We start from the raw sequence: 21695 nt of genomic DNA on the forward strand, positions 1-21695 counted from the left end.
ATCCAGGCCGACACCCCCTCGTTTCCCTTGTTGACGTAGGGAAATCCGGGGGTTACGAACGCTCACCCACTGGACGGCGGCCCCCTGAGAGGGCCCCTCCTCGACACTTCCAGAGCTCATGGCTGACGACACTACCGACAAGCCGGCAACGCCCCCCGCGCCTCCGCCTCCTGGCAGCGCTGGGGAGCTCATCCCCGTGAACATCGAAGACGAGATGCGCCGCTCGTATCTCGACTACTCGATGTCCGTCATCATCGGTCGCGCGCTGCCCGACGTGCGCGACGGCCTCAAGCCCGTGCATCGCCGCGTTCTGTTCGCGATGAACGACCTCGGGAACACCCACAACCGCGCGTACAAGAAGAGCGCCCGCGTCGTCGGCGACGTCATCGGTAAGTACCATCCGCACGGCGACGCGTCCGTGTACGACGCCATGGTGCGCCTGGCCCAGGAATGGAGCCTGCGCTACCTGCTCGTGGACGGGCAGGGCAACTTCGGCTCGGTGGACGGCGACTCGCCCGCGGCCATGCGCTACACGGAAGTGCGCATGGAGCGGCTGGCGGAGGACCTGCTGGCGGACATCGAGAAGGAGACCGTCGACTTCGGTCCCAACTACGACGACTCGCTCGAAGAGCCGCTCGTCCTCCCCGCCAAGTTCCCCAACCTCCTGGTCAACGGCAGCAGCGGCATCGCGGTGGGCATGACCACCAACATCCCGCCGCACAACCTGACCGAGGTCATCAGCGGCACGCTGCACCTCATCGACAACCCGGACTGCACCGTCCGGGACTTGATGGAGTTCATCACCGGCCCGGACTTCCCCACCGCCGCCATCATCACCGGCCGCGAGGGCATCGTCCGCGCCTACGAGACGGGCCGCGGCCAGATTACCATCCGCGCGCGCTCGGAGATTGAGACGTCCAAGCGGGCGGACCGTGAAGCCATCATCTTCACGGAGATTCCGTACCAGGTGAACAAGGCGCGGCTCATCGAGAAGATCGCCGAGCTGGTGCGCGAGAAGAAGCTGGAGGGCATCAGCGACATCCGTGACGAGAGCGACCGTCAGGGCATGCGCATCGTCATCGAGCTGAAGCGTGACGCGATTGCGCAGGTGGTGCTCAACAACCTGTACCAGATGACGCCGCTGGAGACGACGTTCGGCGCCGTGATGCTCGCCATCGACGGGGGCCAGCCGCGCACGCTGAACCTGAAGGAGCTGCTGGACCGCTTCATCGCGCACCGCCGCGACGTGGTGACGCGCCGCAGCCGCTACGAACTGCGCAAGGCGCTGGCGCGCATGCACATCGTCGAGGGCCTGCTTGTCGCGCAGGACCTCATCGACCTGGTGGTCAGCCTCATCCGCGCGTCGAAGGACCCGGACGAGGCGCGCTGGGGCCTGATGCACATCCTGTCGCCCGCGCTGTACGAGCACGAGCGCTTCGGCAAGCTGGACCGCATCGACTACGCGGCGGCCAAGGCGCAGATGGAGCTGCTCGTCTCGCGCGCGCGCAACGAGGAGCCGTCCTACCAGGGGCTGGCGCACAAGTACGAGGGCGCGGGCTTCAGCCAGGAGCAGGCGCAGAACATCCTCGAGATGCGCCTGCAGCGCCTCACCGGCCTGCAGCGCGAGGAGCTGTTCCGCGAGCTCATCGACCTCATCCGCGACATCGCCCGGCTGCAGGACATCCTCGCCAACGAGCGCAGCCTGCTCACCGTCATCAAGGCGGAGCTGCTCGAGATTCGCGAGCGCTACGGCGACAAGCGCCGCACCGAAATCACCGGCGCGGTGGATGAGATTACGAGCGAGGACCTCATCGCCGAGGAGACGATGGTGGTGACGCTCTCGCACACCGGCTACGTGAAGCGCTCGCCGCTGTCGGAGTACCGGGCGCAGAAGCGCGGCGGGCGTGGGAAGACGGGGGCGGCGACGAAGGAGGACGACTTCGTCAGCAAGCTCTTCGTGGCGAGCACCCACGCGTTCCTGATGCCGATTACGACCAAGGGCAAGCTGTACTCGCTCAAGGTGCACCAGATTCCACAGGCCAGCCGCACGTCGCGCGGCAAGGCCATGGTGAACCTGGTGCAGTTCGGCGAGGGCGAGCGGCTGGCGCAGGTGCTGGTGACGCGCGACTTCCCGGAGAGCCGGTACGTCTTCTTCGTCACGAAGAAGGGCGTGGTGAAGCGCACGGACCTGAGCGCGTTCGCCAACGTGCGCTCCAGCGGCATCATCGCGCTGGGTATCGACGACGGGGATGAGCTGGTGTCGGTGATGATTACCGACGGCACCAAGGACATCCTGCTGTCGACGGGCACGGGCATGAGCATCCGCTTCCCGGAGACGGAGGTCCGCTCCATGGGGCGCCAGGCCTACGGCGTGAAGGGAATCACGCTGGAGGACGGCGACGAGGTGGTGGGCGCGGACGTGGTGGAGCCGGAGACGACGATTCTCACGGTGACGGAGAACGGGTACGGCAAGCGCACCCAGGAGACCGAGTACCGGCAGCAGGGCCGCGGTGGCAAGGGCATCATCGACATCAAGACCACCGAGCGGAACGGCAAGGTGGTAGGCCTGTTGCAGGTGAAGGACTCGGACGAGGTGATGCTCGTCACCAACGGCGGCATGCTCATCCGCATGCGGGTGAAGGAAATCTCCGTCATTGGCCGCAACACGCAGGGCGTGCGGCTGATTGCGCTGGAGAACGAGCAGGAGAAGGTGATGGCCATCTCCAAGCTCCCCGAGGGCGAGGCCTCCGAGGACGAGGAGACGGTGTCCCCGGTGGAAGCGGCGGCCCCGGCCGAGGCCAGCGCCTCGGTGGAGGGTGAGGCGGCCGAGGCTCCTGCCTCGTCGGACGAGTCCGAGACGCCGGAGGACAATGACGCCACCGGTCCCGAGTCGCCCGAAGAAGAGGGCTGAGTCGCGGGACGGTTGAAGTGAACGACGCCTCCTCCCACCTGGGAGGGGGCGTTTTTCTTTGGCTTGGGTGGGAGGCACCCGTGGAGGCGCATGTGCCGAGCGTCGAGCCCGTGGACAGGGGCAGCCCGGCCGCCGGTTGCCGTGGAAGGAATGTTCGTTCCGCCAGGCCTCCGTGACTGGACCGACCCTGGCGGGCCGCCCGGTGATGGGTCCGGGCGGAAGGAATCTTCCTTCCGCGAATCCCCCCCAAGACGGGACCGACCCGGGCAGGCCGCCGGTCGTGGCGGAAGGAATGTTCCTTCCGCGAATCCTCCGAGACGGGACCGACCTGGGTGGCCGCCGGTTGCCGTGGAAGGAATGTTCGTTCCGCGAATCCTCCCGAAGGGAGGGGCGGAGTGCGGAGCCGCCGCGTCCTGAATCAGGGCACGGAGGGCAGGGCGACGGAGGTGGTGGCGGCCGCGAGGTTGCCGGCGCGGTCCTTCCCGAGCGCGTAGAGCTTGATGGGGCCCTTCACGGCGGGCATGCGCACGAGCCAGGCGCCGGGCGTAGGGCCGGGGGTGGCCTGGAGCCGCACCACCTCGTCGCGCTCGTGGCGCGTGGCGGCGCCTCGGAAGTTGTAGGCGAAGGAGACGTCGAGCGGTGTGCCCTCCGCGTCCTTCGTCTCGACCTGGACCTGGGCGAAGGTGCCGGACTTCTCGCGCTTCACCTCGCCCACGCTGACGCGGGTGATGGCGGGCAGCGCAGTGGCGGGCTTCTGGCCGGAATAGGCCTCGCGCACCGCGTGCCACGCGGGCCGGGTGGACGTGCCCGACAGCATGCCGAGCCACAGCCCGGTGTGGTCGAGCGACGCGCTGTAGTTGAAGACGAACAGGCCCAGGCAGCGGCCCTGTTGGACGTGCGGCGCGAGGGCCTTGTTCCAGCCGTCGACGATGGCGTCGTACTTCTGCGAATCATCCGGCTCGTGGGGGATGCCATTCGCATCCTTGGGCGCGTCCCACTCGCCCTGGGCGCCGAACTCGGTGATGAGCCAGGGTTTGGTGACGCCGGCCTTCTGGAGTTCGCCGGGAAGGACGTGGATGCCGCCGCCGTAGACGTTGATGCCGTACGCGTCGAGGGACGGAGTGAACTTCATCCACCACGGCACGCCGAGAGTCCACGCGTCCACGGAGATGACGGGGTGGCCCGGGTCGAGCTTCTTCACTTCGCGGACGACCTGCTCGAGGAAGCGGGCATAGGCCTCCTTGGAAGCGTCATCGGGCGAGTTGAGGAGCACCTCGTTGCCGAGGCCCCACGCGAGCACGGCAGGGTGGTCCTTGAAGGCGCGGACCTGGGCGAGCGTGTCCGCGAACTGCTTCTTCATGCCCTTGGAGTCGTGGAGGTAGTCGAAGGAGTCATCGCTCTCCGCACCGGGGCGGCCCTGCCGCAGCCAGAGCCCGACGAGCACCTTGAGCCCGTGCTTGTGCGCGGCGTCGAGCAGCACCCGTGTCTCCGTCCCGGTGCCCCAGGTGCGGAGCGTGTTCACCCCGAGTTCCGCGAGCCGCGCGCAGTCCCTCTCGTAGTCCGCGGAGCGGCCGCCGCTGAACGTGACGCCCTTGGCCACATAGGGCTTCCCGTCCACCTGCAGCTGCCAGCCGTCACCACTCTTCACGATGGCGGTGGCGGCGTGAGCGGAGACGGTGGGAACGAGGACGAACACCAGCAGCAGCGCGAGGGCGGTGGGGCGGGCCAGGTTCATGCGTTGCATTTGTACCAGGAATGCCCGGTGCGCCGCTCACCGTGGCGGGCGCGTCAGCGCAGCGACGCCGGCAGCGCGGACACGTCCAGCTTCGGCACGCCCACCTGCATCACCGCCTGCGCTCCGAACCAGTTCGCCAGCTCCGCGCACCGCGCGAGCGGCAACTCCCGCAGCAGGCCCAGCGCGAAGCCCGCGAGGAAGCAGTCTCCCGCCCCGGTGGGGTCCACCTCCTCGGCGGGGACGGCGGGCACGTCGATGCGCTCCTTCGCCGTGAGCACCGTGCAGCCCTCTGCGCCCCGGGTGATGACGAGGCACGTGCGCCTCCGCACCTGCTCCACGTCCAGCGCGCGGGCTTCTTCCTCACTGGCCTTCAGCACGTGGATGCGCTCCAGGAGCGCGGCGTACGGCGTCGCCTCGATGCGCTGGTTGAGCACGCGCCCCTCGCCATCCAGCGCGCGGAGGAGCCCCTGTGCATCGGCCACCACGTGCCGCGTCCGCTCGGAGACGCGGACCAGCGTCTCCGGAAGCAGCTCCCCCATGACGCCGCAGGCCAGCGCCACGCGCGCGTCCACGGTGATGTCCTCGGGGCGGATGGGCTCCGCGCGGGCGCTGACGCGCAGCACCCGCTCGCCCTGGCCCAGCTCCGCGGTGAACTGCGTGGTGCGCGTGCCCGGGACGATGCGCGGTGGATGCCGGACGTGGTCCGCGTACCGGAAGTCCTCGCCCGCGACGGCGGCCACCGCGTAGTCCACGCCCATGGCCTCCAGCACCGAGGAGATGTACGCCGACGAGCCCCCGAGCGCGTGCGTCTCCCGGCCCGGACCGAGCCGCAGCAGGTCGTGGCAGTAGTTGCCCACGACGAGCACGTCACACGAAGCGCGAGGGCTCATGCGGCCGGGTTCTACTCCTTGCGCGCGAAGTCCTTCGGCACCGGCGTCCCGGCGGTCTTCTCGTCAATCCACGCGATGTTCAGCACCCACCACCGCTGGCCGTCGAAGACGAGCTGCAGGCTGTTGACGCCCTTGGACGTCACCGGGCCGCCGGCGGCCTCGCGCGTCTCGTAGGCGCTGAGCACGTTGACCAGGTCGCCGTAGCCGGCCACCTCCCGATGCGTCTCCTTCTCGTAGAAGGCGTGCTTGTTGAAGAAGTCCACGCCCCACGTGGCGTAGTCATCCGGGGTGATGGGAGAGATGCCGGGGCCCGCGGCGCCGGGCTTCGGGCGCCGGACGGGAATCATCTTCGCGCCCGGATAGAACAGCGAGCGGAAGCGCTGCCAGTCGCGCGCCTGGCCCGCCGGGCCGCTGATGACGTCGTAGAGCGCGGCCGTGAGGCTCGCGATGGAGCGCACGTCCTCGGGCTTCGCGGCGGGCGCCTGCTGGAGCGCGGCCTGGGTGCGCTCGCCCGCGGTCTTCATCGAGTTGGGGCGCGTGGTGTCCGTCGCCGCGGGCGGCGGCTGCGCGGCGGGCGGCTTCGGCGGTGACTGCTGCGCGGACGGCGGCTGCGAGGGCTTCTGCGGCTGCTGCGCCGAGGCGACGGGGGCGACGAGCAGGACGGCGGCACAGGCTGCGATGAGCGGACGAAGCATGGCGTGTCTCCGCGACGGCGGGTGGGCTTGCGGCCGCGGAGGCTATCCCGCCGCGCGCCGGTACGCTCGCGTCAGCGAACGCGGTAGGGTGCGCCGCGCTCCGTCATGCCCTTCCTCTCGCTCGACGCCCTCACCCTGCGCACTCCCAGCGGCGCCTCTTCCGTGGATGGCCTCACGCTGGCGGTGGAGCCGGGCGAGGTGGTGGCGCTGCTCGGCCCGTCCGGCTGCGGCAAGACGGCGGCCCTGCGCCTCGTCGCCGGCTTCGACCGCCCCGACGCGGGCACCCTCACCCTGGATGGCCGCACCCTCGCGGGCCCGGGCACCTTCGTGCCGCCGGAGCAGCGCGGCGTGGGCATGGTGTTCCACGACGCCGCCCTCTTCCCGCACCTGTCCGTGCTCGACAACGTGGCCTTCGGCCTCACCGCGCTGCCGCGTCCCGAGGCCCACGCGCGCGCTCGCGCCCTGCTGAAGCCGTTCGGCCTGGAGGGCTTCGAGGCGCGCATGCCGCACGCGCTCTCCGGCGGGCAGCAGCAGCGCGTGGCCCTGGCGCGCGCGCTCGCTCCGGGGCCTCGGGTGTTGCTCCTGGACGAGCCCTTCTCCCGTCTGGACATCGCCCTGCGCGCCTCCACGCGCGTGGAGGTGCGGCGGGCGCTGAAGTCGCTGGGCACCACGGTGTTGTTCGTCACGCAAGACCAGGGCGAGGCCATGGCCTTCGCGGACCGGCTCGCGGTGATGCGCGCCGGCAAGGTGGAGCAGGTGGGCACGCCCGAGGCCGTCTACTCCACGCCGCGCACCGCCTTCGTCGCGTACTTCCTGGGCGGCACCAACCTGCTGCCCGGCGTGGGCTTCGGCAACGGGGCGCGGACGATGCTCGGCATCCTCCCCGTGACGGGGCACGCGAAGGGCAACGTGCTGCTGTCGCTGCGGCCGGAGGCCCTGCGGCTGGTGCCGGACACGGACACCGTCGCGGTGGGCGGCGCCCTGCGCGCGGAAGTCCTCACGCGCGAGTTCCAGGGCCCCAGCGCCGAGTACACCGTGGCCTGCGGCGGCATGGAGCTCACCGTGCGCGGCGCGCCCGAGCTGCCGCTGCGCCCGGGCTCGCGGGCCCGCCTGGAAGTCGTGGGCCGCGCGGTGGTGCTGGAGGACAGTCCGGACTGAGGCCGGCTGCCCTTCAACCGGGCAACCGTCGTACGCTGGGGGCTGGCCGGGGCTGCAATCACCCGGGCCCCTCACGCGTAGAGGTGGGCATGAACATCGCAGGCCTTCGTGGCATGAGTACCCGCTTCTTCAGCTACGTGCGCGACCCGCGGGTGTCGCTCTGGCGGAAGCTCGCTGGCGTGCTGGCGGTGGTCTACTTCGTGTCGCCCATCGACGCGCTCCCGGACTTCATCCCGGTGCTCGGCTGGCTGGACGACATCGGCGTGCTGTCCGTCGCGGCCTTCTTCGTGGTGCGCGAGGTGCAGCGCCACCAGCCGTGGAAGGACACGGACGGACTTCCGCTGGACGAGGAGGGGCGCTCGCGCCTGCCTCCCAGCGTCCGCAAGTCCGTGTAGCCCTCAGTTCCGGTACTCCTCGGCGGGGGCCTCGGGTGCCCGCGCCTTGCGCGCCCTGCGCACCTGGCGGGCCACGCGCCACTCGTGGCGCTTGGACCAGGCCCACGCCAGGGCGAGCAGCCCGAAGAACACCGCGGAGCCCACCACGCCCTTCAAGGGGAACTCCTTGAAGGGCTTCGGCACGGCGCCCGGCGCGAGGTCCGCCTTCAGCTTCGCCACCACGTCCACGGGGATGCCGAAGACGAGGTTGCTCGACATGCCCATGCCCCCTTGCAGCACGGCGATGACCTGGCCGTCCTCGGAGAGAATCGGCGAGCCGCTCGCGCCCGCCGCGCTGTACGCGGTGACTTGAATCATCGCGTGCTTCGCGGCCTCGGCGTACCGGTGCGCCTCTGGAAGGCCGTCCGGGCGCAGCGCGGAGACGATGCCCTCGGACACGCTGAAGGTGAGCCCGAGCGGGTTGCCCATCGTCAGCACCTTCATGCCCTCGCGCACCTTCACGTTCACGCCGAGCGGCAGCGCGGGGTAGCCCGTGCCCTCCAGCTTCACCAGCGCGACGTCGCGCTCCGGGCTGCGCGCCAGGTAGCCGAGCACCTTGCGCGTGCTGCCGTCGGGCAGCCGGGCCTGCATCTCCAGGGCCCCTTCCACGACGTGCTCGTTGGTGGCGACCAGCCCGTCCTCGGAGATGAAGAACCCCGTCCCGAAGGACACCACCTGGCCGGAGGGCCCCAGCGCCTCCAGCTGGACGATGGAGGGCTTCACCCGCACCGCGAACGCGGACGTGTCCTCCGCGCGGGCCCGCGGGCTTGCGAGCAGGGCCAGGCACAGCAGTGGCAGCAGGCGGGAGAGTGGGGCCATGGGGACTCTTCTATATCCTTCCATCAACCGAACGGACGAGCCCCGGCCCTGTCGCAGCGTGCTCAACCCATACTCCGCGTTTCAGTTCATTCCAGTGCCTTGTCCCCATGCAGTGCCCATGGTTTGTGCGGGCCCTGGGGGGATTGCGGAGCAATGACATGGTCGCATCCCAGGGCAGGGTCGTACTCATCACCGGAGCCTCTTCTGGAATTGGCAGGGCCTGCGCGGAGCTGCTGAGCGAGCGCGGGCACACCGTCTACGGCACCAGCCGCCAGCCGCTGACGGAGGCACCGAAGGGTTGGCGCTGGCTGGAGCTGGACGTCACCCGCGACGACTCCGTGCGGCGCGCGGTGGACGCGGTGCTGGCGGCGGAGGGGCGCATCGACGTGGTGGTGAACAACGCGGGCTATGCGCTGGCGGGCTCACTGGAGGACACCTCCATCGAGGAGGCGAGGCAGCAGTTCGAGACCAACCTGCTGGGCGTGCTGCGCGTGTGCAAGGCGGTGCTGCCGTCCATGCGCGAGCGCCGCTCCGGCCTCTTCATCCACATCAGCTCGCTGGGCGGCGCGGTGGGGCTGCCCTTCCAGGGGCTCTACAGCGCCAGCAAGTTCGCGCTGGAGGGGCTGACGGAGAGTCTCCGCCAGGAGGTGGCCCCCTTCGGCATCCAGGCCACCCTGGTGCAGCCCGGTGACGTGCACACGCGAATCACGGAGAACCGCGTGCTCGCGAGCCAGTCCGGCCAGGGCTCCGCGTACCGCGCGCCCTTCGAGACCGCGCTGAAGACCATCGAAGCCGATGAGCGCGACGGCGTGCCCCCGGAGGACGTGGCGCGCACGGTGCTGGAGCTGCTGGAGCACGGCCGCGTGCGCGTGCGCTACTCGGTGGGAAAGCTGGTGCAGCGCGCGGCGGTGATGGCGAAGTGGGTGTTGCCCTCGCGCGCCTTCGAGGCACTCGTCATGTCCCTCTACGGCCTGTCCCGGGACTGAGCGCTGAGAACCACGCCGCATACGGCGTGCCCTCCACGCGGTGCCGGTTGAAGTCGGGTGCCCCGTCCGTCCACCACGGCGGCCCCCGCTCCCCGAGCGCCACCTTCGCGCGGTGCACGGTGTCCCGGGCCTTGCGCTCCGCCGCCGCGTCCTTCGCGCGGAGCGCGCGGCCCACGTCCCGCCGCGCTCGCATCAGCACCTCCACGAGGAGCTGGCGCTGCCTTGGCCCGAGCGCGGGGTTGGAGCACCGCCACAGCCGGCCGTCCACGACGAAGTAGCGCCCGTCCGGCGTGCCAGGCGGCGGGGAACGGGGCTCGCGTGCGGACATGGCCTGCGCCCGCGTGCGGTCAGAACCGGCCGAGCAGCGCCACGCCCGCGCCGTCGCGGCCGAGGAGCGCGGGCGTCAGCACCGCCTGGGGCGCGTCGCGCACGTCGAAGTCACGCGACAGATAGGCCGCGAGCCCCAGCCCGCCCAGGACGCCTGCGGCGCTGCCCACCAGGATGGAGTCTTCCGCGTCGTCGCCCGCGGCGACGAAGGTGGCCGTCGCCCCCAGCAGCCCGCCGAGGATGCCGCCCGCGTCGATGATGAGCATGCGGCCGCGCGACACCGGTACCTGGGTGGACACCACCGCGAACGAGGCGATGCCCACGGCGGTGGCGCCCAGCTCCACGGCGAAGAACTTCTGCGAGTCGTCGCTGTCGGACGTGGCGAGCAGCAGCGCCATCACCACGCCCGCCCACAGGCCGCCCGAGTTGGCCATGGACACCTGGCCCGAGGTGGGGCGCACGGTGGTGGCCAGGAGGATGCCCAAGCCGGTGAAGCTCGCGCCGCCGAGCATGGCCGCCGCGAGCGCGTCATCACCATGCAGGTCCAGCGCGGCCAGCGAGGAGACGCCGAACCAGAAGCCCCAGATGGTGCCGGAGTTGATGACCGCCGCCTGGCCGGATGTCACTCCGTCCTCCCGGGCGAGCAGCAGCGTGGCGGCGGCGCCCGCGCCCGCGCCCACCAGCGACGCGGCCGCGTAGCCCTGGTTGCCGCACTCGGCGATGGCGCACAGGAGGATGCCCTGTGCCGCGCCGTGCAGCGTCTGCACCACCGTCATCGCCGCGAGCCCGCCGTCCGAGCGGCCCTCGGGACCCAGCTCGCTCACCGCCGCCTGCGCCAGCCGGCCGCCCGGGGCGAGCCGCGCCCGCGCGAGCCGCACCAGCTCGGTGGCGTACGGGTGCTGGGGACAGGCGGCCAGCGCGCGCTGGAAGGCCTCCAGCGCCTCTTCGTCCCTGCCACCCACCAGCGCATCGAAGCCCGCCGTGTAGTCGGCCTCGGCCGTGGAGGGGCACGCCTCGGGCGTGGGGACCAGGGGCGGCGCGGTGACGGTGGCGGCGTCCCGGGGCGCATCCGCGGGGGGCGTGGCCTGGGCGGCGGAGAGGGCGACGAGGAGGAGCGTGGTGAGCGTCATCTTGCGCGCACTCTACGCGAGGACTCCGGCCCCCTCGCGCAACTCCGTGCGAAGGGGCCGGGCTCGTGGATACGGGGTGTCAGGTGACCTCGGGGAGGCCACCTGCCCCGCGTGCTTCAGCGCGCGGCGAGCGCGTCCACATGCTGCCGCAGGGCGACCTCGTTGCCCATGCGACCGTTGAGGCCGGCCAGCGGCTTCGCGGCCTGCTCGATGCGGCCGCGGGTGCGCGGGCCCGCCGCCACCAGCCAGGCCACGCCCAGCGCCAGCTCCGCCACCTGCGGCTCGCCGGTGAGGCCGGCGGCGAGCGACAGCAGCGCCTCCACCGCCTTCTTCACCTGCGCGCCGTGCAGCGGGTGGCTGCTGGTGATGCCCTCGCGCAGGAGCTCCAGCAGCGCCAGCGCCGTGGCGCGCGCCTGGCGCACTGGCTCCGGGCCCGTCCCGCCGCCGTCCCACAGGCCGTTGGCGAGCTGCCGCCCCAGCAGCGCCTCCACGCCCGAGCCGCCTTCATCGCGGGAGAGGGCCGCGGGCGCCTCCGCCGCGTGGAGGCCCTCGAACGACATGGCGCCGGGCTCCGACAGGTCGTCCTCGTCCATGCTGTAGGCCGCATCCATCAGGGGCTCCGGCGGTGCCGCGGACTCCTGCAGGGAGATGCCCCGCTCCGCCTCGTCGTCGCCGCCGAAGAGGCCGGAGAAGAAGCCGCCCTTCTTCTTCGCGGGGGCGGACTTGCTCATGTCCTTCATCTCCTTCATGGGCGCGACGGAGGCCGCCGCCCTCGCGACTCTGGCGGGGGAGGGCGCCGGGGCCATGGCGGGCGGAGGCGCGAAGGCAGCCCCGGCCGAAGCGGGCGCGGGCACCGGCCTGCCCTGGGGCCTGCTGCCCCCGAGCGGCGGCGCACCCGGTCCGCCCCGGCTGCGCAGCTTCCCCGCATGCGTCGGGGCGCCGTCCGCGGACTCCTCCTGCTTCGCCGTGCCGAACATGTCCCAGCCGGCCGGCGCATTCACCGGGACGACGCGCGTCTCCGGCTGGCCCGACGCCCGGCGCTCCGCCGTGCGCTCCTCCACCACGACGAAGGACGTGTAGCGGGTGACAATCTGGTGCGCGACGGCCAGGTCGACGATGCGCTTCTTCATGGACTCGGCGCGGCGGCCGGTGAGTCCCGCCGCCTCCCAGCCGCGGATGCGCTCCGCCGCCCACAACTTCTCCACCGCCGGCCGGTCCGACAGCGCGGGGAAGTCCACGCGCACGGTGAGCGCGAAGGGCTCACGGCCCGAGCGCCCGCGCAGCGTCACCTTGCCGGTGCCCGGCGTGGGGTAGCGGCCGAAGAGCGTCCAGGGCACGCCGTCCACCATGGGCGGCAGCTCGGACGGAGACAGCTCCGTGCCCTCCACACCGTCGAAGCTCACCTGCAGCTCGGTGACGCGCGGCGCGAGCGCGCGGGAGAACTGCGCCACCACCTTGTCGTCGATGCGCTCGCCCGGGTGGATGAACTCCACCGCGCCGCCCGTCTGCTTCGCCAGGTCCCGCAGGAGCGCGTCGCTCACGTTGGTGCCGATGCCGAACGAGTACAGACGCGCCGTCTTCCGCTCGGCCAGCACGGCCTTGAGGATTTCGTCCTCGTTGCCCACCTGCCCGTCCGTCAGCAGCACCACCACGCCGTCCGGCGCGGTCCGCACCGCGGCCTGCATGGGCTGGAGCAACTCCGTGCCGCCGTCGGCCTGGAGTGCAGCCACCCACCGGTCCGCCTGCTCCAGCGTGCGCTGGGTGAAGGGCACCGGCTGCGGCTGGAAGCTGCGGAAGTTGCTCTCGAAGGCGATGACGTTGAAGCGGTCGCCCTCGCGCAGGTGGCGCAGGCACAGCCGCAGCGCGGCCTGGGCCTGGGGAAGCGACTCACCGGCCATGGAGCCGGAGACGTCCACCACGAAGACCACCTCCTGCTTCGGCGGCGCGGACGCCATGGCCAGGAGGTCCGGAATCACCGTGAGCGCGAAGGTGCCCGCCTCCGCGCCGTCCTTGCGGTGCGTGACGAGCGGGGTGAACACCGCGCTCGAGTCCGGGCTGCGCAGGCTCAGGACCAAATCCCGGTCCAGCGACACCTCGCCCCGCGAGAAGCCCACGCGCATCCGCGTGCCGCTCTCACGGTTGACGGTGATGGGGTGCGACGGGCTCTCCACCACCACCTCGCGGCCCAGGTCCACCAGCAGGTCCATCCGCAGGCCGTAGTGCACCTCGCCGATGGGAGGCGTAATCCGGTCCGCGTCCGGAACGCGGCTCGTCGGGTCCATGCCGCCGTGGCCGGTGCGGTCCCCGGAAGGGTTGCCGGGGATGTAGCGGGGGGCCACCAGCGTGGGCAGCATCCAGCGCACGGAGCCCTCCTCGGCGGTGACGGCCTGGAGGAACTCCACCTCCACCACCGTCTCCTCGCCGGGGAGGAGGTTGCCCACCTGCGCGGTGAAGACGTTGGGGCGCTCCTGGTCCAGGAGGGCGGCGCCATGGCCGGCGGTGACGGCGTCGTCGTAGGTGCGGAAGGCCTCCTCGCGCTCCTTCACTACGCCCTCCACGCGGCGGCCGGCGCACGTCATGGAGAAGGCGGAGAGGGTGCCGTCGGAAGGCAGCGGGAAGGTGTAGATGGCCTCGACCGGGCGCTTCTCTTCGTTGCGGTAGCGCTGGCGCACGCGCACCCGCGCATGGCCTCCCAGCAGCTCACCCGTTACTTCGACGCCCTGGAGGGGGACCTGCGCGCCCTCGCTCGTGTACAGCCCGGCCTGCTCCGTCTTCATGACGTCTCCCTTTCCTGGAACTCTTCGACGAGGGCGCGCACCTTCTCGGCGAGCGCCCGGACCTTCGCGTCGGCCCCCTCCGACACGTGCAGCTCCAGCCCGGGGGCCAGCTCCCACCGCTGGTAGCGTGCCATTACCGCCGGCCGTGAGCCCACCACCGGGGGCGTCAGCACCTGTGCGTCGGTGATGACGCCGGGCGTCGACGGCCCGTACGTCGGTGGCGTCGGGGTGGTGTCCGACTCGGCGAGCCTGCGCAGCTCGTCGGCGGACAGGCGCTGCAGCTCCACCTGGATGGCGTCCAGGGGAAGGAACCGCGCCTGGAGGACGCGGATGGCCTTGAGCCGCAGCAGGTGCTCCTCGCCGTACACGGTGTCCGGCCCCCGGAAGGGCGGTGCGGGAAGCAGCCCCCGCTGGACGTAGTAGCGAACCGTGCGCGGCGAGACGCCCGCCGCCTCGGCCAGCTCCGCCAACTTCCATTCGGTCTGTGTCTTGGGCGTGCTCACAACCTGGACAGTAAGAGGCGACAGTTATGGTGTCAAGTTACCACTGTCGATTTGTCGGTCGTGCTGGCAGGTGGTCTTCCAGCTCTTTCCTCGCTGGTCCTCGCCAGTCCTACTGTCGGGATGAGGCGTCGCCTACTGTCGAGAAGCCGCGTGCTGGTGGCGGGCGGGGTTGCGTCGCCGGGGGAGGGGTGGAACAGGGGAGGGCATGACTGGCGGCTCGGAAGGCGTGGACTTCTCGTCCATCCGGCTCATCGGCATGGCGGTGACGCCGGCGGTGATGGTGTCGGCCTGTGGCACCCTGGTGTCGGGGCTGGACAACCAGATTTCGCGGATGTCCTCGCTCGTCCGGGACCTGGCGCGCGAGTGGCGGCTGCTGCCGGAAGGGGACCCGAGGCGCGCCATGCTGCGCGAGCAGGTGGCCATCCTGGACAGGCGCCACGCCATCCTCGCGCGGGCCATTCGCTTCACCTATTCGGCGCTGCTGGCCTTCGTGGTGACGTCGCTGCTGTACCTCGCCAAGCGCGACATCGACGTGCCGGAGCTGCTGCCGATGGTGTCCTTCTCGCTGGGCGTGGTGCTGCTCGGGGGCATGGCGGTGCTCGCGCTCGCGTCGGTGCGGCTGGGCCGGCGGGCGATTGCGCTGGAGCGGCGGGAGCTGTTCGAGGAGTCCGACCCGCCGCCCTCCGACTGAAGCGCCAGGCTCGGAAGGTCAGGAGGACATTCCCCCGACGGGCGGCCCTTCCTCCTCCTCGGTGCCGTAGCCGTCACTCGGACGCTCAGCAGTGCTCGCGACGGGCCGGTGCAGGCCCACCATGTGCAGCAGGTCCAGGGGGATGGGGAGGATGGTGTGGTTGCCGCCGGTGGTGATTTCCACCAGCGTTTGAAGGTAGCGAAGCTGGAGCGTGGCCGGGTTGCGGCTGATGACGTCGGCGGCCATGGCGAGCTTCTCGGCGGCCTGGTGCTCGCCCTCGGCGGCGATGATTTTCGCGCGGCGCTCGCGCTCGGCCTCGGCCTGGCGCGCAATCGCCCGCTGCATCTCCACCGGCAGGTCGACGTTCTTCACCTCCACGTTGGAGACCTTGATGCCCCACGGGTCGGTGTGCGCGTCGAGCACGCGCTGGATGTCGCGGTTGACGCGGTCCCTCTCGCTGAGGAGCTGGTCCAGCTCCACCTGGCCCAGAATCGCGCGCAGCGTCGTCTGGGCGAGCTGGCTGGTGGCGTAGAGGTAGTCCTCCACCTGGAGCACGGCCTTGTCGGCGTGGATGACGCGGAAGTAGACGACGGCGCTGACCTTCACGCTGACGTTGTCGCGGGTGATGACGTCCTGCGGGGGCACGTCGCGCGCCACCGTGCGCAGGTCGATGATGACCATGCGCTCCACGAAGGGGATGAGCCAGCGGAAGCCGGCGCGCTTGAGTCCCACGAAGCGCCCGAGCCGGAACACCACGCCGTTCTGGTACTCGTTGACGATGCGCACCCCGGAGAGGAAGAGCAGGAAGATGATGGCGACGGGGATGAGCGTGCCGATGAGCCCGGTAATGTTGATCATGTCTTCACCTCGTCGACGAACAGCATGAGCCCCTCCACGCGCCGCACCACCACGGGCGCGCCGGGGCGGATGGGAGCGGGGGACGTGGCGCGCCAGCGCTCGCCGTGGACGAACACCTCGCCCTGCTCGGGGCTGACGGAGGCCAGCGCGGTGCCGTGCTCGCCCACGAGGCCCGCGTCGCCGCCCTGCTGGGGCAGCCGGCGCGTCTGCGCGCTCCGGTACGCCACGTAGGCGGCGGCCCCCGCGAGCACCACGGTGGTGGGCACCACCCACTCCCACGCCAGGTGGAAGGAGCGGTCCACGAACCAGCCCGGGTCGAAGCGGTCCACGAGGAACAGGCCGCCCAGCGCCAGCAGCACCACGCCCGTTGCGCCCAGCAGGCCGCTGGTGACGAACAGCTCCGCGACGATGAGGGCCGCGCCCACCAGCAGCAATACCAGCGCCCCGGTGCGCACCGGCAGCGCGGAGGACGCCACCAGCGCGAGCACCAGCGCCACCCCGCCGATGAGCCCCGGCGCAATGGCCCCCGGATGCGACATCTCCACCACCAGGCCCAGCGCCGCCACGAGGAACAGCAGGTAGACGACGGACGGGTGCGCGAGCGCGTGCACGGTGCGCTGCGAGAGGCTCGGCGTCAGGGGGATGACGGACGCATTCGCGGTGGCCAGCCGCACGCTCTCACCGCCCGCCACCTCCACGCGCCGCCCGTCGGCCCACGCGAGGAACTCCTCCTCGGTGGGGGCCACGTGCTCCACCACGCGCAGCTCGCGGGCCTTCTCCGCGGGGACGCTGGCGCTGTCGCGCACGGAGGACGCGGCCCACGCCACGTTGCGCCCGCGCTGCCGGGCAATGCTCTCCGCGAAGGCCACGGCGTCGTTCTCCACCTTGCGCGCCAGTTGCTTGCCGCCCGCCGCCTCCGGGTCCTGCCCTTCGATTCCGACGACGGGGTGCGCGGCGCCGATGTTGGTGCCCGGGGCCATGGCCGCGAGGTTCGACGCGAGGGTGACGAAGACGCCCGCGCTGCCGGCATGCGCGCCGGAGGGCCCCACCCAGACGAGCACCGGCACGCGCGAGGCGAGGAAGGCCCGGACGATGACGCGCGTGGAATCCAGCGAGCCGCCGGGCGTGTCCAGCCGCACCAGCAGCGCGCCGTGCCCTTCCGCCTCCGCGCGCGCCACGCAGTCCTTCAGGTAGCTGCCGGAGCCTGCGTCCACCACGCCATCCAGCTCGCAGCGGGCCACGGTGGGCCGCGCGCCCGCGGAGGGCCCCGGCGCCTCGGAAGGAGGCGCCGCCGCGAGCAGGACCAGGGCGAGGACGCCCAGCAGCGCCGCCCCGTGGAGTCTCTGTTGCGAGCGCGTACGCATGTCACACCCCCTGCATGGCCGCGGGGGAGAAGGAGGCGGGGACGATGTCGCGCGCGGGCAGGGGGCGCACCGTGGCCAGGTGGTCGAGCAGTAGCAGGTGGTCCCTCAAGAGCCGCGGCATGAGGAAGTTCTCGCGGACGTGCTCGCGCCCGCGCTCACCGAGCAGTCGGGCCTCCTCCGGCTGGCGCAGCAGGCGGAGGAGCTGCTCGGCGCACTCCTCGATGGTGTCCACGAGGACGCCGCCGACACCCTCGGGGAGCTGGAGGGGGATGCCGCCCACGCGCCCGCCGATGACGGGGGTGCCCTTCCACGCGGCCTCGGAGACGACGAGCCCGAAGCCCTCGCGTATCGACTTCTGGATGATGACGTCGGAGAACGCCTGGAGGGCGTTGACCTCGATGTTGCCCACGCCGACGAGGTTGGTGAGGACGTGGATGAGGCTGTCGCCCGCGGTGGCGGCGCGGACCTCCTCGTACACGTCCCAGCCCTCGGGGTCGTCCAGGGCGAGCGAGCCGACGAGCGCGAGCTGCAGGTCCGGCACGTGGGGGCGCACGCGCTGGTAGGCCCGCACGACGCCGAGCGGGTCCTTCCACAGGTCGAAGCGGCCGACCTGGGTGACGAGGGGCCGGTGGGTGCGGATGCCAATCCATTCCAGCACGTGTTTGGCGAGCTCCTCCGGCAGCGGGTAGTTCTTGGGGCTGAGCGGGTCGATGCAGGGCGCGTAGACGTGCACGTCCTGGATGGGCAGCCCGGGGGGGATGAACTCCTCGTGGGTGAAGACGGCGGCGTCGTACGCGCGCAGGTAGGGCGCGAGGAACTCCCAGTAGCTGGGGTTGGGATGGGACGTGTCGATGTGGCAGCGCCATATCCACCGCGACTCGCGCAGGGAGGACAAGGCGGCGAGCACGGCGGGCTGCGGGTCGTGGACGAAGATGAAGTCGTAGTCCTCGGAGTCGCTGATGAGGCGGCTGGCGTTGAGCTGTGCGTTGGCCAGGTAGATGGCCTTGTCCTTCTCGGTGAGCTCGCCAGGCGCGCCCTGGAGTCCGTTGTGGATGCGCTTGGTGACCTGGAAGAAGGCCTCGTCGCCGTGGATGAGCTTCCAGTCGGTGGTGATGCCCAGGTCGTTGTAGAGGGGCACCAGCGAGCGCAGGATTTCGGAGACGCCGCCGCCGTAGGACGTGGCGTTGAGGTGCATGCACCGCGCGCCGCGCAGGCGCTCCGAGAGGTGCTGCAGCTCATCGAGCTGCCAGTCGGGAGCGACGCCGCGGTAGCTCGCGAGTGAGCGTTTGCCGACATCCACGACGTCCAACATGGCCCCTGCTCTCCGGGAGGAAGTGCGTCCTGGGGAAACGGTGCGCATGGTGCGAAAGAGCTTCCGGACTCTTCCGGTGGTGGGTCGGTGCCGGACGCGCGGGGCGAGGGCCTGTCCGGCGGGACGTGCATCCGCTGGTGGACGTTGGCCGCACGCCGCAGATTGTGGCTGGAGGGCCTGCTTCCTAGGGTCCGGCCCTCCATCTGATTTGGAGGCTCCATGCGTCGCGTCGTCTTCATTGCCCTGTGCCTGGCCGCCATCCCGCTTGCCTGCAAGACGACGCAGCCACCCGGGACGGAGAACCAGGAGCCCATCCAGGGCCCGACCGAGGTGCGCGAGCCCATCCAGAACGTGCCGGCCGAACCGGCCGGGCCCGTCGGGCCCATGCCCGGCGTGGACGGCGGCAGCGGAAGCGCAGGCCCGTCGGAGACGGAGTAGCGCTCCGGCCCGTGTCTCCACCGCGCTCGTGACACCACCGCCCGGCTCGCGCACAGTTCGCGCGCGGCGCCCGGGCACGGGTGCGCCGAAGGACAGCTGGAGGGAGCACGGTGGAGACCACGGTCTATCTGGCGGAGCGCGTCTGGACGCTGGACGCGGAGCGGCCGCTGGCGCAGGCGCTGGCGGTGCGGGACGGGAAGCTCCTGGCGGTGGGCCCGCGCGCCGAGGTGAAGGCCGCGGCGGGGCCCGACGCGCGCGAGGTGGACCTGGGGTCGGCCACGGTGGTGCCGGGCCTGGTGGACGCGCACGCGCACATCCATGGGCTGGGGCGCAGCCTGACGACGGCGCGCCTGGAGAAGGCGCCCTCGGTGGACGAGGTGGTGCGCCGGCTGTCACAGGCTCCGGCCTCCAGCTTCCAGGGTGACTGGCTGCTGGGGAAGGGGTGGGACCAGAACGAGTGGCCCGGCGGCGCGTTCCCCGGGCGGGCGGAGCTGGACGCGCGCTTCCCCACGACGCCGGTGTTCCTCACGCGGGTGGACCACCACGCGGCGTGGGTGAATGGTGAGGCGCTGCGGCGCGCGGGAATCACGCGAGACACGCCGGACCCCGACGGAGGCCGCATCCTGAAGGACGCGCGCGGCGAGCCCACGGGTGTGCTGGTGGACAACGCGATGGACGTGGTGGCCGCGGTGATTCCGTCGCCCACGCGGGAGCAACTGGAGACGCGGCTGAAGGCGGCGCTGGAGCGCTGCGCGCAGGTGGGGCTGACGGGCGTGCACGACGCGGGCATGGACCTGGATGCGTTCCGCCTGCTCCAGGAGTGGGACGCGGCAGGGAAGCTGCCCCTGCGCGTGTACGCCATGGCGGCGGGGCAGGGCGACGAGCGGCACACGTACCTGGAGCAGGGCCCGTGGCAGGGGCGGATGCTGGCGATGCGCTCGGTGAAGTTCCTGGCGGACGGCGCGCTGGGCAGCCGGGGCGCGGCGCTGCACGAGGACTACTGCGACGAGGTCGGACAGCGGGGCCTGCTGCTGATGCCGCCCGAAGAACTGGAGGCGCGCGCAAGGGCCTTCATGGCGAGAGGCTTCCAGGTGTGCATCCACGCCATTGGAGACCGTGCCAATACATTGGTGCTGGACGTGCTGCTGCGAGCGTCAGCGGACACGGGCACGCAGGCGCTGCGGCACCGGGTGGAGCACGCGCAGATTCTGACGCTCGAGGACATCCAGCGGCTGGGCGCGGCGGGGTTGGTGGCGAGCGTGCAGCCCACGCATTGCACCAGCGACATGACGTGGGCGGAGGCGCGGCTGGGGGCGGAGCGGCTGAAGGGCGCCTATGCGTGGCGCAGCCTGCGGGACGCGGGGGCGCACCTGGCGCTGGGCAGCGACTTTCCGATTGAGAATCCGGACGTGCTGGCGGGGCTGTACGCGGCCGTCACGCGGCAGGACGCGGCGGGCCGGCCGGAGGGCGGATGGAGGCCAGAGGAGCGGCTGACGGCGCCCGAGGCGCTGGAGGGCTTCACGGTGGGCCCCGCGTGGGCGTCCTTCGAGGAGTCGCGGCGCGGGAGGCTGGTGCCCGGACTGGACGCGGACTTCGTGGCGCTGTCGGTGGACCCGCTGGAGGGGCCGGCGCGGGCGCTGGTGGACGCGCAGGTGGTGGCCACGGTGGTGGCGGGCGCGGAGGTGTACCGCGCGCCTGACGTGGGCTGAGCGGCGGTCCGCGGTGGCTCACCCGCCGAACATCTGCGAGCGGGCGGCCTCGGCGATGGCGACGACGGCGGGGTGGCGCAGCTTGCGCTCGACGGTGATGGCGTAGAAGCAGGACTCGAGCTCGTCGGTGCGGCCGATGACGGAGCAGTTGAACTGGCGCTCCACCTCGGCCTCGATGGCGGTGGGCATGGCGAAGACGCCGTGCCCGCGCTGGCCGAAGGCCTGGAGGAGCGCGCTGTCGTCGAAGTCCCCGGCGATGAGCGGGCGCAGGCCCTGGCGCTCGAACCACAGCTCCAGCGAGCGGCGCGCCGAGGACTCATCCGAGGGCAGCAGCATGGGCGCGCCGTCCAGCGAGCGGGGGAAGTCCTTCTTGAGCTGGACGAGCTTGCCGGCGGCGAAGAAGGACACGCCGCTCTTGCCAAGCAGGTGGTTGAAGGAGCGGACGCTGACGGGCTCGGAGCTGGGCGCGTCGGCGAGCACTACGTCCAGCTCGTGCAGGGCGAGCGAGGCGAGCAGCTGGGGGAGGGGGCCCTCGCGGCAGATGATGCGCAGGGACGGGCCGGCCTCGAGCGCGGGCTTGAGGAGCTGCTCGGCGACGAGCTTGGGGATGACGTCGAGCACGCCCACGTTGAGCCGGAGCTGCTGACCGGCGGGCATGCCGGAGACGACGTTCTTCAGCTCGTTGCCCAGGCGGAAGATTTCGTCCGCGTAGCGCATGACGGTGCGGCCCACGTCGGTGAGGACGAGCTTGCGGCCCTGTCGCTCGAAGAGCTTGTGGCCGAGCGACTCCTCCAGGAGCTTGAGCTGGCTGCTGATGGTGGGCTGCGCCAGGTGCAGCTCCTCGCTCGCCTTGGCGATGCTGCCCGCCCGCGCAACCGTCCAGAAATACAGGAGATGGTGGTAGTTGAGCCAGCTCATACCCATAGAGATAACCTAAGTATTACGTTCAAACTACCTC

Annotated in this window: 19 protein-coding genes; 7 read left to right on the plus strand and 12 right to left on the minus strand. The window is 71.4% G+C overall.

Annotated features, from left to right (window positions below):
* Positions 1-118 precede the first annotated feature (118 nt).
* Positions 119-2911, plus strand: a complete 2793-nt coding sequence (gene gyrA, locus G4D86_RS04160) for a DNA gyrase subunit A (RefSeq protein WP_163989612.1) — start codon at positions 119-121, stop codon at positions 2909-2911.
* A 418-nt stretch (positions 2912-3329) separates the two neighbouring features.
* On the opposite strand, the gene G4D86_RS04165 is transcribed toward gyrA, so the two are convergent.
* From G4D86_RS04165 to G4D86_RS04175, 3 genes are read right to left on the minus strand one after another with little or no spacing between them, the layout of a single operon-like run.
* Positions 3330-4646 (minus strand): glycoside hydrolase family 2 TIM barrel-domain containing protein, encoded by a 1317-nt coding sequence (locus tag G4D86_RS04165; protein WP_163989614.1) that lies wholly within the window; start codon positions 4644-4646, stop codon positions 3330-3332.
* 53 nt (positions 4647-4699) lie between these two features.
* Positions 4700-5536 (minus strand): PfkB family carbohydrate kinase, encoded by an 837-nt coding sequence (locus tag G4D86_RS04170; RefSeq protein ID WP_163989616.1) that lies wholly within the window; start codon positions 5534-5536, stop codon positions 4700-4702.
* 11 nt (positions 5537-5547) lie between these two features.
* Positions 5548-6231 carry a nuclear transport factor 2 family protein gene (locus tag G4D86_RS04175; protein ID WP_163989618.1) on the minus strand — a complete coding sequence of 228 codons (684 nt, stop codon included), beginning with the start codon at positions 6229-6231 and terminating at the stop codon, positions 5548-5550.
* Positions 6232-6336: 105 nt separating this feature from the next.
* On the opposite strand from G4D86_RS04175, the gene G4D86_RS04180 reads away from it, so the two are divergent.
* The gene (locus G4D86_RS04180; RefSeq protein ID WP_163989620.1) at positions 6337-7389 is read left to right on the plus strand and encodes an ABC transporter ATP-binding protein; all 1053 of its coding nucleotides are present in this window, start codon (positions 6337-6339) and stop codon (positions 7387-7389) included.
* An 89-nt stretch (positions 7390-7478) separates the two neighbouring features.
* Positions 7479-7784 (plus strand): YkvA family protein, encoded by a 306-nt coding sequence (locus G4D86_RS04185; protein WP_163989623.1) that lies wholly within the window; start codon positions 7479-7481, stop codon positions 7782-7784.
* Positions 7785-7787: 3 nt separating this feature from the next.
* Here the strand turns inward: G4D86_RS04185 and G4D86_RS04190 are convergent, their stop codons facing one another.
* On the minus strand, positions 7788-8642 hold the full coding sequence (locus G4D86_RS04190) for a S1C family serine protease (protein WP_163989625.1): 855 nt from the start codon (positions 8640-8642) through the stop codon (positions 7788-7790).
* Positions 8643-8800: 158 nt separating this feature from the next.
* Here G4D86_RS04190 and G4D86_RS04195 point away from each other — a divergent pair, with 158 nt between their 5' ends.
* Entirely contained in the window at positions 8801-9628 is an 828-nt protein-coding gene (locus tag G4D86_RS04195) for an SDR family oxidoreductase (protein ID WP_163989627.1), read from the plus strand.
* Here the strand turns inward: G4D86_RS04195 and G4D86_RS04200 are convergent.
* From G4D86_RS04200 to G4D86_RS04215, 4 genes are all read right to left on the minus strand, one after another.
* Positions 9597-9956 (minus strand): hypothetical protein, encoded by a 360-nt coding sequence (locus G4D86_RS04200; protein WP_163989630.1) that lies wholly within the window; start codon positions 9954-9956, stop codon positions 9597-9599. The two genes, G4D86_RS04195 and G4D86_RS04200, sit on opposite strands and share 32 nt — an antisense overlap.
* Positions 9957-9975: 19 nt before the next feature.
* Positions 9976-11085, minus strand: coding sequence for a hypothetical protein (locus G4D86_RS04205; RefSeq protein WP_163989632.1), 1110 nt, complete (start codon positions 11083-11085; stop codon positions 9976-9978).
* Between the two features lie 116 nt (positions 11086-11201).
* Complete coding sequence (locus G4D86_RS04210) at positions 11202-13862, minus strand: VIT domain-containing protein (protein WP_163989634.1); 2661 nt, start codon at positions 13860-13862, stop codon at positions 11202-11204.
* Positions 13859-14365, minus strand: a complete 507-nt coding sequence (locus tag G4D86_RS04215) for a MerR family transcriptional regulator (RefSeq protein ID WP_163989636.1) — start codon at positions 14363-14365, stop codon at positions 13859-13861. Before G4D86_RS04215 ends, G4D86_RS04210 begins: the two co-directional genes overlap by 4 nt.
* A 205-nt stretch (positions 14366-14570) precedes the next feature.
* On the opposite strand from G4D86_RS04215, the gene G4D86_RS04220 reads away from it, so the two are divergent.
* A complete protein-coding gene (locus G4D86_RS04220) occupies positions 14571-15056 on the plus strand; it encodes a DUF2721 domain-containing protein (RefSeq protein WP_163989638.1) in 486 nt (161 codons plus the stop codon).
* 18 nt (positions 15057-15074) lie between these two features.
* On the opposite strand, the gene G4D86_RS04225 is transcribed toward G4D86_RS04220, so the two are convergent.
* From G4D86_RS04225 to G4D86_RS04235, 3 genes are read right to left on the minus strand one after another with little or no spacing between them, the layout of a single operon-like run.
* The gene (locus tag G4D86_RS04225) at positions 15075-15914 is read right to left on the minus strand and encodes a slipin family protein (protein ID WP_163989640.1); all 840 of its coding nucleotides are present in this window, start codon (positions 15912-15914) and stop codon (positions 15075-15077) included.
* On the minus strand, positions 15911-17278 hold the full coding sequence (locus G4D86_RS04230; RefSeq protein WP_163989641.1) for an NfeD family protein: 1368 nt from the start codon (positions 17276-17278) through the stop codon (positions 15911-15913). The genes G4D86_RS04225 and G4D86_RS04230 overlap by 4 nt, the downstream gene beginning before the upstream one ends.
* Before the next feature lies 1 nt (position 17279).
* The gene (locus G4D86_RS04235) at positions 17280-18590 is read right to left on the minus strand and encodes a glycosyltransferase (protein WP_163989643.1); all 1311 of its coding nucleotides are present in this window, start codon (positions 18588-18590) and stop codon (positions 17280-17282) included.
* A 219-nt stretch (positions 18591-18809) separates the two neighbouring features.
* Here G4D86_RS04235 and G4D86_RS04240 point away from each other — a divergent pair, with 219 nt between their 5' ends.
* Both G4D86_RS04240 and G4D86_RS04245 read left to right on the plus strand, forming a co-directional pair.
* Positions 18810-19028 carry a hypothetical protein gene (locus G4D86_RS04240; protein ID WP_163989645.1) on the plus strand — a complete coding sequence of 73 codons (219 nt, stop codon included), beginning with the start codon at positions 18810-18812 and terminating at the stop codon, positions 19026-19028.
* Positions 19029-19138: 110 nt separating this feature from the next.
* Positions 19139-20737, plus strand: coding sequence for an amidohydrolase (locus G4D86_RS04245; protein WP_163989647.1), 1599 nt, complete (start codon positions 19139-19141; stop codon positions 20735-20737).
* A gap of 18 nt (positions 20738-20755) precedes the next feature.
* Here the strand turns inward: G4D86_RS04245 and nhaR are convergent, their stop codons facing one another.
* Positions 20756-21655, minus strand: a complete 900-nt coding sequence (nhaR, locus tag G4D86_RS04250; RefSeq protein ID WP_163989649.1) for a transcriptional activator NhaR — start codon at positions 21653-21655, stop codon at positions 20756-20758.
* Positions 21656-21695 lie beyond the last annotated feature (40 nt).

The sequence above is a fragment of the Pyxidicoccus caerfyrddinensis genome (genome assembly GCF_010894405.1).
Taxonomy (GTDB): Bacteria; Myxococcota; Myxococcia; order Myxococcales; family Myxococcaceae; genus Myxococcus; species Myxococcus caerfyrddinensis.

Coding starts and splice junctions, on each gene's coding strand:
- G4D86_RS04230 (WP_163989641.1), bottom strand. CDS start 17,278: ATGCGTACGCGCTCGCAACAGAGACTCCACGGGGCGGCGCTGCTGGGC.
- G4D86_RS04205 (WP_163989632.1), bottom strand. CDS start 11,085: ATGACGCTCACCACGCTCCTCCTCGTCGCCCTCTCCGCCGCCCAGGCC.
- nhaR (WP_163989649.1), bottom strand. CDS start 21,655: ATGAGCTGGCTCAACTACCACCATCTCCTGTATTTCTGGACGGTTGCG.
- G4D86_RS04175 (WP_163989618.1), bottom strand. CDS start 6,231: ATGCTTCGTCCGCTCATCGCAGCCTGTGCCGCCGTCCTGCTCGTCGCC.
- gyrA (WP_163989612.1), top strand. CDS start 119: ATGGCTGACGACACTACCGACAAGCCGGCAACGCCCCCCGCGCCTCCG.
- G4D86_RS04190 (WP_163989625.1), bottom strand. CDS start 8,642: ATGGCCCCACTCTCCCGCCTGCTGCCACTGCTGTGCCTGGCCCTGCTC.
- G4D86_RS04225 (WP_163989640.1), bottom strand. CDS start 15,914: ATGATCAACATTACCGGGCTCATCGGCACGCTCATCCCCGTCGCCATC.
- G4D86_RS04170 (WP_163989616.1), bottom strand. CDS start 5,536: ATGAGCCCTCGCGCTTCGTGTGACGTGCTCGTCGTGGGCAACTACTGC.
- G4D86_RS04220 (WP_163989638.1), top strand. CDS start 14,571: ATGACTGGCGGCTCGGAAGGCGTGGACTTCTCGTCCATCCGGCTCATC.
- G4D86_RS04210 (WP_163989634.1), bottom strand. CDS start 13,862: ATGAAGACGGAGCAGGCCGGGCTGTACACGAGCGAGGGCGCGCAGGTC.
- G4D86_RS04200 (WP_163989630.1), bottom strand. CDS start 9,956: ATGTCCGCACGCGAGCCCCGTTCCCCGCCGCCTGGCACGCCGGACGGG.
- G4D86_RS04180 (WP_163989620.1), top strand. CDS start 6,337: ATGCCCTTCCTCTCGCTCGACGCCCTCACCCTGCGCACTCCCAGCGGC.
- G4D86_RS04195 (WP_163989627.1), top strand. CDS start 8,801: ATGGTCGCATCCCAGGGCAGGGTCGTACTCATCACCGGAGCCTCTTCT.
- G4D86_RS04235 (WP_163989643.1), bottom strand. CDS start 18,590: ATGTTGGACGTCGTGGATGTCGGCAAACGCTCACTCGCGAGCTACCGC.
- G4D86_RS04240 (WP_163989645.1), top strand. CDS start 18,810: ATGCGTCGCGTCGTCTTCATTGCCCTGTGCCTGGCCGCCATCCCGCTT.
- G4D86_RS04165 (WP_163989614.1), bottom strand. CDS start 4,646: ATGAACCTGGCCCGCCCCACCGCCCTCGCGCTGCTGCTGGTGTTCGTC.
- G4D86_RS04185 (WP_163989623.1), top strand. CDS start 7,479: ATGAACATCGCAGGCCTTCGTGGCATGAGTACCCGCTTCTTCAGCTAC.